Annotated in this window: 10 protein-coding genes; 7 read left to right on the forward strand and 3 right to left on the reverse strand. The window is 64.5% G+C overall.

Features of this window, described 5'->3' with window-relative positions; genetic code table 11:
• A partial coding sequence (locus AC1P6P_RS14520; RefSeq protein ID WP_481403156.1) for a DNA polymerase III subunit chi occupies nt 1-290 on the reverse strand: 290 nt, incomplete at its 3' end.
• A gap of 84 nt (nt 291-374) precedes the next feature.
• Here AC1P6P_RS14520 and AC1P6P_RS14525 point away from each other — a divergent pair.
• Nucleotides 375-620: a type II toxin-antitoxin system ParD family antitoxin gene (locus tag AC1P6P_RS14525; protein ID WP_481403157.1), complete on the forward strand. Its 246-nt coding sequence runs from the start codon at nt 375-377 to the stop codon at nt 618-620.
• The gene (locus tag AC1P6P_RS14530; RefSeq protein WP_481403158.1) at nt 620-925 is read left to right on the forward strand and encodes a type II toxin-antitoxin system RelE/ParE family toxin; all 306 of its coding nucleotides are present in this window, start codon (nt 620-622) and stop codon (nt 923-925) included. The genes AC1P6P_RS14525 and AC1P6P_RS14530 overlap by 1 nt, the downstream gene beginning before the upstream one ends.
• A gap of 3 nt (nt 926-928) precedes the next feature.
• On the opposite strand, the gene AC1P6P_RS14535 is transcribed toward AC1P6P_RS14530, so the two are convergent.
• On the reverse strand, nt 929-1,258 hold the full coding sequence (locus AC1P6P_RS14535; protein WP_481403159.1) for a hypothetical protein: 330 nt from the start codon (nt 1,256-1,258) through the stop codon (nt 929-931).
• A 61-nt stretch (nt 1,259-1,319) separates the two neighbouring features.
• Nucleotides 1,320-2,819: a leucyl aminopeptidase gene (locus AC1P6P_RS14540; protein ID WP_481403160.1), complete on the reverse strand. Its 1,500-nt coding sequence runs from the start codon at nt 2,817-2,819 to the stop codon at nt 1,320-1,322.
• A gap of 204 nt (nt 2,820-3,023) precedes the next feature.
• On the opposite strand from AC1P6P_RS14540, the gene lptF reads away from it, so the two are divergent.
• The 5 genes from lptF to pdxA form a co-directional block, all read left to right on the forward strand.
• Nucleotides 3,024-4,142 (forward strand): LPS export ABC transporter permease LptF, encoded by a 1,119-nt coding sequence (lptF, locus tag AC1P6P_RS14545; RefSeq protein WP_481403161.1) that lies wholly within the window; start codon nt 3,024-3,026, stop codon nt 4,140-4,142.
• Complete coding sequence (lptG, locus tag AC1P6P_RS14550; RefSeq protein WP_481403162.1) at nt 4,139-5,230, forward strand: LPS export ABC transporter permease LptG; 1,092 nt, start codon at nt 4,139-4,141, stop codon at nt 5,228-5,230. Before lptF ends, lptG begins: the two co-directional genes overlap by 4 nt.
• The gene (locus AC1P6P_RS14555) at nt 5,227-7,404 is read left to right on the forward strand and encodes an LPS-assembly protein LptD (protein WP_481403163.1); all 2,178 of its coding nucleotides are present in this window, start codon (nt 5,227-5,229) and stop codon (nt 7,402-7,404) included. Before lptG ends, AC1P6P_RS14555 begins: the two co-directional genes overlap by 4 nt.
• A gap of 71 nt (nt 7,405-7,475) precedes the next feature.
• The gene (locus AC1P6P_RS14560; protein WP_481403164.1) at nt 7,476-8,906 is read left to right on the forward strand and encodes a peptidylprolyl isomerase; all 1,431 of its coding nucleotides are present in this window, start codon (nt 7,476-7,478) and stop codon (nt 8,904-8,906) included.
• On the forward strand, nt 8,884-9,766 hold an 883-nt coding region (pdxA, locus tag AC1P6P_RS14565; protein WP_481403165.1), incomplete at its 3' end, for a 4-hydroxythreonine-4-phosphate dehydrogenase PdxA. The genes AC1P6P_RS14560 and pdxA, both read left to right, overlap by 23 nt.

The following is a 9,766-nucleotide window of genomic DNA, read 5'->3' on the forward strand; positions in this document are numbered from 1 at the left end:
TCCGGCGGAACCGCCCCCCCGACCAGGAACAGGATTGTCGACGCGTTGGGGTTGCCGTCCTCGGTGGTGATCAGCACCGGTTGGCGCGAGGCCTCGCCGTCGCCGAGCTGGGCGTGCGGCAGGAAGCCGTCGTTGAAGGTCCATAGCAAGGTGTCGAGGGCATCGGCGCGATCGGCGGACTCGGCCTTGATGACCGCCCGCCAGCCGCGTTCCAGCGATTTTTCCACCAGCCCCGGAAGCACATCCTCCAGGGCCCGGCGTTCGAGGTGATAAAAGAGGGTCTCGGTCATCGATCGTTCCACCCGGCTAAGGTGGGCTTTGCATCAGAGTCGGCACTTGGTATGGTATGTCAAAGATTGACATATGGGCAAGCCATGGCCACCAACGTCCATTTGACCCCGGAACTTGAAGAATTCGCCCGCGCCTGCGTTGAAACCGGCCGCTACAACAACGTCAGCGAAGTGATGCGCGCCGGGTTGCGCCTGCTGCAGGAACAAGAGGAGCGGCGAAGGTCCTTCATGGAGATGATCGCTGAGGTCGAAGCCGAAATCGACCGGGACGGCACGGTGACGATCGACGAAGTCGTCGCCGGCATGAAAGCGATTGTTGGTGAAAAGTGATGGCGCCCGCGCTGCTGTCACGACGCGCGGAAAAGGACCTCTATGCGGCCGTGCGCTGGATAGAAAGGGACAATCACACGGCGGCGCTCGGCTTGATCGAGGCCGTGCAGGCGGCTGCCGAACGGATCGGCAACCACCCGCACATTGGCGTCGTACGGCCTGACTTGACCACTGCCCACCACCGGTTTGTGACGCTTGCAGGTTATCCCTACATGGTCGTCTATAATCCCGACCGCTCGCCCCCGGTTATTGTCCGCGTCCTCCACGGCGCGCGCGACATTCCGTTCGTCCTCGGACGAATTTGAGCCTTACTTAGCGCTGTCGCACATGTCTATTCCGGTCACTAGCGCGCTGAAGGTTCGCTTCTTAGGATCGTAGAACACCGCGTAATTGTCCGGCGAATTGCAGACGGGCTTGTCGTCGACAATCTCCTGCGCCCCAACCATGATCACCTGTACGCTGTCCTCATAAGTCCCGCAGAACCGAAACTTGAAATGCTTGGGTTTGCCGAACCCTTGTGACGAAATATCGTCGACGAGCTGACGCATCATGGTCTCGTCGCCGAGAGACCACTTGCCATTTGGCCGGCTGTCGGGATTGGCACAGTTATAGCTGCGCGCCTCCGCGACAGGGGCCACTAGCAAACACGCCACAACACCTGCAAATACAAACGCTTCATGATCGCCCCCAAAAGCTCGTTCAATCCTCGTAATTGTCCGCCACCAGCCGGTCGAGCAGGCGGACGCCCCAGCCGGTGCCCCAGCTCGGAATCAGCGGCTTCTGTTCGCCGTCCTGCCAGGCGACGCCGGCGATATCCAGATGCGCCCACGGGGTCTTGTCCTGGATGAAGCGCTGCAGGAACTGCGCTGCCGTGATCGAGCCGGCATGTTGGCCACCGATATTCTTCATGTCGGCGATTTTCGATTTGATCAGCTTGTCATAGCCCTTGCCGAGCGGCATCCGCCACACCGGCTCGCCGGCGGCCTTGCCCGCACTGGTGAGGTTTTCCGCCAGCGTCTCGTTGTTGGCGAACAGGCCGGCATGCTCGCCGCCCAGCGCGACCAGGATGGCGCCGGTCAGCGTCGCGAGGTCGATCACCGCGGCCGGCTTAAAGGTGGTTTGCGCGTACCACAGCGCATCGGCCAGCACGAGGCGGCCTTCGGCATCGGTGTTGAGCACTTCCACCGTCTGGCCCGACATCGATTTGACGACGTCGTCGGGGCGCTGCGCCTTGCCGTCGGGCATGTTTTCGGCCAGCGCGATGACGCCCACCGCGTTGACCTTGGCCTTGCGCGCCGCCAGCGCCCGCATGGTGCCGATCACTGCCGCGGCGCCGCCCATGTCGCCCTTCATGCCCATCATGCCGGCGCCGGTCTTCAACGACAGACCGCCGGAATCGAAACACAACCCCTTGCCGACAAAGGTGATCGGGGCCGCAGTTTTCTTGCGCGAGCCGATCCAGGACAGCACCACGATCTGGCTCTCACGCTCGCTGCCCTGGCCGACGCCGAGGAGCGCGCCCATGCCGAGCCGCTTCATCTGGGCCTCGCCGAGCACGGTCACTTTCAGCCCGAGCTTGGTCAACTGCTTCGCGCGACGCGCGAATTCGGCCGGATAGAGGACGTTCGGCGGCTCGTTGACGAGGTCGCGGGCGAGGAAAACGCCGTCCGCCACGGCATCGAGCCGGGCGAAGGTGCGCCGGGCCGCGACCGCATCGGCAGTGGCGATCGTGATCTTCTTGAGCGGCTGGGCGCGGTCTTCGGCGTCCTTGGTGCGGTAGCGGTCGAAGGCGTAGATCTTCAGCTTGGCACCGAGGGCAAGATGGGCCGCGAGCTCGGCGGCGTCGAGGGTACCGCCTTTGAGCCCGGTCAGATCGATGGTCGCTTCGGTCTCGGCGCCCCCCTTGAGGCGCCCGAGGGCCCCGGCCGCGACCCCTTCCGCCGCTGGACCGTCGAAATCGGCGGCTTTGCCGAGGCCGACCACGATCAGCCGCGACACTTTCAGCCCGCTCGGGGCCAGGATTTCCACCGATTGGCCGGGCTTTCCCAGGAACCGGCAGGCCGACAGCGCCCGTCCGACCGCGCCGCGGCTGGCCCGATCGGCCTTTGCCGCCGCCGGGAGCAGCTCCGGACCCTCGGTCGCACCCACCACGAGGGCACCCGATTCCACCGCCGCCGCCGCGGCAAACGTGAACTGCATTCTGAATTCTCCTGATTATTTAATGGCCTTGGACGCTTACGTCGGGTTGCCCCAGGCCCGCATGGGAATGCTAAAGAAGGGGGTGATAGTTTATGTCGAATCATCCCGGGGGCAAACCGCTGTTCCGGGGGGCAGTTTGGTTGGCGCGCTTTCGGACGGAAAACCGGTTGCCACTTTTCCGCAAAAGCGCTTTTGGGAACAGTAATGCGGCGGCTGTCGAGCTACGTCCTGAAACAGTTGATCGGTCCGGTAGCGCTGTTCGCGTTCCTGATGACCTGCGTCATCTGGCTGAGTCAGGCGCTCCGGCTGCTCGACCTGATCATCAATCGCGGCCAGTCGGCGCTGACGTTCGCTTATCTGTCGATGCTGGAAGTGCCGGGGCTGCTGGTCATCATCCTGCCGCTCGCCTTCTTCTTCGGCTCGCTTTACGCGCTGTCGCGACTCAACACCGAGAGCGAACTGGTGGTGATGGCCTCGGCCGGATTCAGCCGGATTCAACTTGCGGCTCCGGTCCTGATCGCGGCGCTGATGGTGATGGTGCTGACCTGGACGTGCAGCCTGTGGGCGATGCCCGCCGGCCAGCGCAAGCTCAACGCCACGTTGTTCGATATCCGCGCCAACATTTCCACCGCCGTGCTCAACGAGGGCACCTTCAACACCCCCACCCGGGGCCTGACGGTGTTCATCCGCTCGATCGACAATGACGGCACCATCCACGGCGCACTGGTGCACGACAACCGCAGCGAAAAGGCGCCGATCACCTATCTCGCCGAAAGCGGTCGAATTGTGCAGACACCGGCCGGTTCGCGCCTGGTGATGGTCGACGGCACCATCGAGCGCTCGGCCAAGCACGGCGCCCGCCTCAACGTGCTCAAGTTCCAGCGCTATGTCTTCGACCTCGAACAGTTCACCTCGAACCAGCCGGCATCCGAACGGCAGGCCAAAGATGCGTTCATCGACGAGCTGTTTCATCCGCCGGCGACGGCCAGTGCCAAGGTCCGCCGCGCCTATCTCGCCGAGGCCCACAGCCGCATCGCCGAACCGTTCTACTGCATCGCCTTCGCCCTGATCGCACTGGCGGCGGTGGCGCAAGGCCGGCGGGCGCGCGGCGCCAATCTGATCCGCATGACCCTTGCGTGTTTTGCCGCCACCGCGCTGCGCATCGCCGGCTACGGCATCGCCGGGCTCGCGGCCGGCAACACCGCGTTCTGCGCCCTGTTCTATGTGCTGCCCATGGTCGGCATTCTGGGCGCCGTTTTGGTGCTGTCGGGGGGCTTCCCGAAGCCGCTGCCCGGCGTGGCCGCTCCGGAGGCCGCCCAATGAGCTGGTCTTGGACGCTGTACCGCTATCTCGCCCGCCAGTTCACCCTCGGCGTCGCGACGGTCTACGCCGCCTTCCTGCTGCTCGCCTTTTCGATCGACGTCGTCGCCCAGATCGAGCGCGTCGCCGGCCGCGGGGTTTCCACTGGCGCGGTGGTCGGCATGGCGCTGCTGCAGCTTCCGGTGCTCGGCATCAAGATGCTGCCGTTCGCGGTGCTCTTGGGCGGGGTGTTCTGCTTCGTCAAGCTGTCGCGCAGCCAGGAACTGGTCGCCACCCGCGCCGCCGGCGTTTCGGCCTGGGATTTCCTGATGCCGCCGCTCGCGGTCGCGATCGCCATCGGGGTGTTGGTGGTGGTCGCCGTGACCCCGATCTCGTCGATCATGCTGAACCAGTTCTCGCAGCTCGAGGCCAAATACATCAAGGGCCAGGCCTCGCAACTTTCCATCAGCGTCAATGGCTTGTGGCTGCGCCAGGGCGACGTTTCGGCCCAGAGCGTGATCCATGCCCTGACGGTGGCCGACCAGGGCGTGCACCTCGACGACGTCATCGTGTTCTTGTACGGCGCCAACGATCACGTCATGGGCCGGATCGACGCCAAGAGCGCCCAGCTTACCGACGGCGCCTGGATCCTGTCGGATGCCTGGGTCAGCGATGCGGACGGCATTCCCAAGCATTTCGACCGCTATTCCACCAAGACCACCCTGACCAAGGACCAGATCCAGGAAAGCTTCGCGCCGCCCGATACGCTGTCGTTCTGGGCCTTGCCCCGCTTCATCCAGGCCGCGGAAAGTGCCGGATTCTCGGCCATCCGCTACCGCCAGTACCTGTATTCGCTGCTGACGCTGCCGATTCTGCTCGCCGCCATGGTGTTCATGGCCGCCAGCTTTTCCTTGCGACTGTCGCGAACCGGGGGGCTGGGCCGCGTCGTTCTGATCAGTGCCTTATCGGGCTTCGGCGTGTACTTTTTCACTGATTTGACGCGCGCGCTCGGTCAAACGGCCATCCTGCCCCCGTGGCTTGCCGCCACGGCCCCGGCAGCGGCCGCGATCCTGATCGGCATGACGCTCGTCTTCCACCAGGAGGACGGATGAGCCCGGACTTCAAAAGGCTGTTGTTCGGCGGTGCCGCCCTCACCATGGCGGCGCTGGGTCCGCTTGCGCGCGCGGCCGATCTGCCGGCCGACAAGGAGATGCTGCTCCAGGCCGACAACGTGGTCTACGACGACAAGGCCAAGCTGGTCACCGCCAAGGGCCATGTCGAGATCGACTATGACGGGCGCATCCTGTTCGCCGACAACGTCAGCTACAACCAGGACAGCGACGTCGTCACCGCCGACGGCAACGTCTCGCTGCTGGAAAAGAACGGCTCGGTCGCCTTCGCCAAGCACGTCGTGCTGTCCGACAAGATGCGCGACGGGGTCATCCAGGGTTTCGGCGCCTATCTCGGCGGCAACGCCCGCATGGTGGCGGCCACCGCCCAGCGCAAAGAAGGCCGCTACACCATCGCGCACCACGTCGCCTATACGCCGTGCAAGATCTGCAACAAGCCGGGCGAGCGCGTGCCGACGTGGCAGATTCGCGCCGCCAAGGTCGAGCACGACGAGGAAACCCACCGCATCAAGTTCCACGATGCGACCCTGGACGCCTTCGGCGTGCCGGTGTTCTACTCGCCCTATCTCACCGAACCCGATCCGACGGTCCATTACGCCAGCGGCTTCCTGGTGCCCGATTTCGGGTCGTCGAGCGCCAACGGCTACTACATCACGTTCCCGTATTACTGGAACATGTCGAAGAGCCGTGACGCCACCATCGAGCCGATGTTCACGACCCGCGGGGGCCAGGTGATGCTCGGCGAGTATCGCCAGCGCTGGAACGAAGGCGGCATGTGGCTGCAGGGCTCGATCGCGCACAATCCGCATGGCGGCCTGTCGACCGATCAGACGCAGTACTACGCCCATCTGTTCGGCTCCGGCCGCGTCACCATCAACGACACCTGGAAATTCGGCTACGATGCGCAGCTTGCGTCCAATGACACCTATCTGAAGCGCTACGACATCAGCCAGCTCGACCGCCTCGTCTCTGACTGGTTCTTCTCGGGCGAGCAGGGCCGCAGCCGCTTCATGGTCGCCGGCTACTTCTTCCAGGGCCTGAGGGCATCCGACGACAACCACACCTTCCCGGTGCCGCTGCCGCTGATCGAATACACCTACATCCCGCTGCAGAAGGTGGTTGGCGGGCGCTTGCGCCTCGACGTCAACACCGTGGCGCTGACGCGCGATTCCGGCACCAACGACCAGCGCCTCACGGCCGAGGCCAACTGGCGGCTGCCCGAGGTCATGAACAACGGCATGTTGTGGACCTTTGCGCTCGATGGCCGGGGCGACGTCTATCACTCCGACACGCTCTACGCGCCGGGATCGAGCCACTATCAGACCCGCGGCCTGCCCTATGCCGCGCTCGACTGGCGCTGGCCCTTCATCAACAGCCTGGGCAGCCACGCCGTCGTACTCGAGCCGATTGCGCAGGTCATCGGCCAGCCTTACGGCGGCAACCTTGCGCACATTCCGAATGAAGACAGCCTCAACATCGAACTCGACGACAACAACCTCTTATCGTTCGATCAGGTGCCGGGCTACGACCTGACGGTGTCGGGGCCGCGCGCCAATGTCGGCTTGCGGGCCGAGACGCGCTTCGAATCCGGCTATGCCGAGGCGCTGGTCGGCCAGGCGTTCCGCTTCAAGGAAGATCCGGCGCTGGCGGCGGTGCCGGGCTCGGGCTTTGCGGGCAAGAATTCCGACCTCATCGGGCGCTTCAGTCTCAAGTTCCAGCCTTACATCGATCTTACCAATCGCATCGACATAGATGAACAGAACGGTAATGTCCGGCGCAACGAGACCTACTTGACCGGAACCCTGGGGCGGTCGGCAACGCGCATCAGCTACGTGCAATTGTCGCCGACCCTCGGTTTGCCGGCGCGCCAGGAAGTCAACGCCCAAGTCGACATTAACTTCTATCGCAACTGGCAGGGGTTTGCGGCCATCCGTCGCGACTTGAAGGCCGACCAGACCCTCGATAGCGAATTCGGGCTTGGTTACGAAGATGAATGTCTCGGTATTTCGCTGGGCTATCACCGGAAATACACCACAGACCGTGACTTGAAGCCGTCCACCAACTTCGTTCTGCGGTTCAAGCTCAAGACGGCGGATTCGCCGATTCAGCCGTTCAGCCTGTTCCCCGAAGACGTCTTCTCCTACGGCCGTCCTTGATCCACAGCGGGATTTGCTTATCCTCCGGCCCCAGCTAAAACCGGGCTGTTATTGGGAAAAAAGCGTTCGTGATGCACATGAAGAACCGCGCCCTGACGGGCCTCCTGACGGCCCTCGCCTTCATTGCGCTGGCCAATGCCCAAACGCTGCAGCGCGACGCGCGTAGCGAACCTGCGCCGGCTGCTACGCCGGGCGCCGCAGCGCCAGCGGCGGCTACTCCAGCTGCCGCCGCCACGCCGGCCGCCAAGCCGAAGAAGGCGCATGAGGAGAACGCGATCGTTGCGACCGTCAACGACAAGCCGATCACGACCTACGAACTGCGCCAACGCATCAACCTGATCATGGTGACCTCGCAGGTGCCGAAGACTCCCGAGATGGAGAAGAAGGTCCGCGAGCAGGTCATCGAGCAGCTTGAAACCGAGATCCTGCAGCGCGACGAAGCCGCCAAGAACGACATCAGCGTGTCGTCGGTGGAAGTCGACCACTACATGCAGGGTATCCTCGACGACAACCACATGACCAAGGAGCAGCTCTCCGAGGTGATGGCGCGTGGCGGCGTTCAGCTGGCCACGTTCCGCGCCCAGCTCGCAGCCCAGATCCTGTGGCAGAAGGCGGTCAACGAACACTATTCCGGCCGTGTCAACATCACCCCGGAAGCGGTCGACGCCGAAATGGCGCGCATCAAGGAAGGCGCCCACAAGGCCCATTTCTCGGTCTCGGAAATTTTCCTCGCGGTCGATAATCCCGATCTCGACGACAAGGTGCGCCGCAGCGCCGAAGACCTCGTCACCCAGCTCAAGGCCGGTGGCCGCTTCCCCGATCTGGCGCGCCAGTTCTCGCAGAATGCCTCGGCGGCGCAAGGCGGCGACATCGGCACGGTCTATGACGGCCAGCTCGCGCCGGAACTCAATGCCGCCCTCGAGAAGATGAACACCGGCGACATCTCGGCTCCGATCCGTTCGATCGGCGGCTATTACGTCCTGGCGCTGCGCCAGCGCTTCGAGCCGGAAGATGCGGTGATCGAAGACACGCAGCCTACCGCTGCCACGTTGCCCGCGGTGGTGCCGCTCGGCCGATTGTTGCTGCGCCTGCCGGCCAATCCGCCCAAGGAATACATGGACAAGGTGTGGGTCATCGCCAAGCAGATCCAGCAAGGCGTTGCCATGTCGCCGGGCGGGTCGTGTGAAATCGCTTCCAAGATTCCGGCCAGCGCGCCGGGCGTGCTCTATCTGCCGCTCGGCCCGACCCGGATCGCCGATCTCAATGCCGAGGCCCGCGCTGCGCTCGAGAAGACCGAAATCGGCGGCGTCGCCGAGCCGTTCCGCTCGCCGGCCGGCATCGAAATCTTCGTCCGCTGCGAACCCAAGCTCGTCAAAAAGCAACGTTTCAAGACGCCGACGCGCGATCAGGTCGAAAACCAGCTGTTCTCGGAGCAGATCAGCGCCTTGGCCCGCCGCTATCAACGCGACTTGCGCCGCAATGCCCATATCGAAGTTCGCTGAGCCGATCCTTCTCACCATGGGTGAGCCGGCCGGGGTCGGGCCGGAGGTGGCAGCAGCCGCGTTCAATGCGCTCGGCGGGGTGATCCGCAATCGGCCGCTGAAACTGATCGGCGATCCCGACGTGTTCGCGGCCTGCGGTGCGCCGCGCGAGGCGGTGATCGCGGTCAAGGCACGGGCGACGCGCGTTCCCGGCCAACCCGATATCGCCAACGCCGCCGCCACCATCGAAGCGATCGCATCTGCTGTCGCCCTGGCGATGAAAGGCGAGGCGGGAGCGGTCGTCACCGCGCCGATCAACAAGCACGTTTTGATGCAGACCGGGTTCGCCTTTCCCGGGCATACCGATTTCCTGCAGGCGCTGACCGGCGCCAAGCGCGCGGTGATGATGCTGGCGTCCAAGGCGCTGCGGGTCGTGCCGCTGACGGTCCATATCCCGCTCGCCCGCGTGCCGAAGCAGATCACCTACGAGGCCATCCTCGAAACCGCCGAGATCACGCTCGCCGCGCTGGCCCGCGATTTCGGGTTGGCGGCGCCGCGCCTTGCCATCGCCGGGCTCAATCCCCATGCCGGCGAAGACGGCGACATCGGCCGCGAGGAGCAGACCGTCATCCTGCCGGCCGTTGCGACGCTGCGGGCCCGCGGCGCCGTGGTGATCGGGCCGTTGCCGTCCGACACCATGTTCCACGACGAGGCGCGGTCGCGCTATGACGCCGCGCTCTGCATGTATCATGATCAGGCGCTGATCCCGATCAAGACGCTGTCGTTCTGGGACGGGGTCAACGTCACCCTCGGCCTGCCGATCGTGCGTACCTCGCCCGACCACGGCACCGCCTTCGAGATCGCCGGCAGCGGCCGGGCCG

It is taken from the genome of Rhizomicrobium sp. (genome assembly GCF_056722145.1).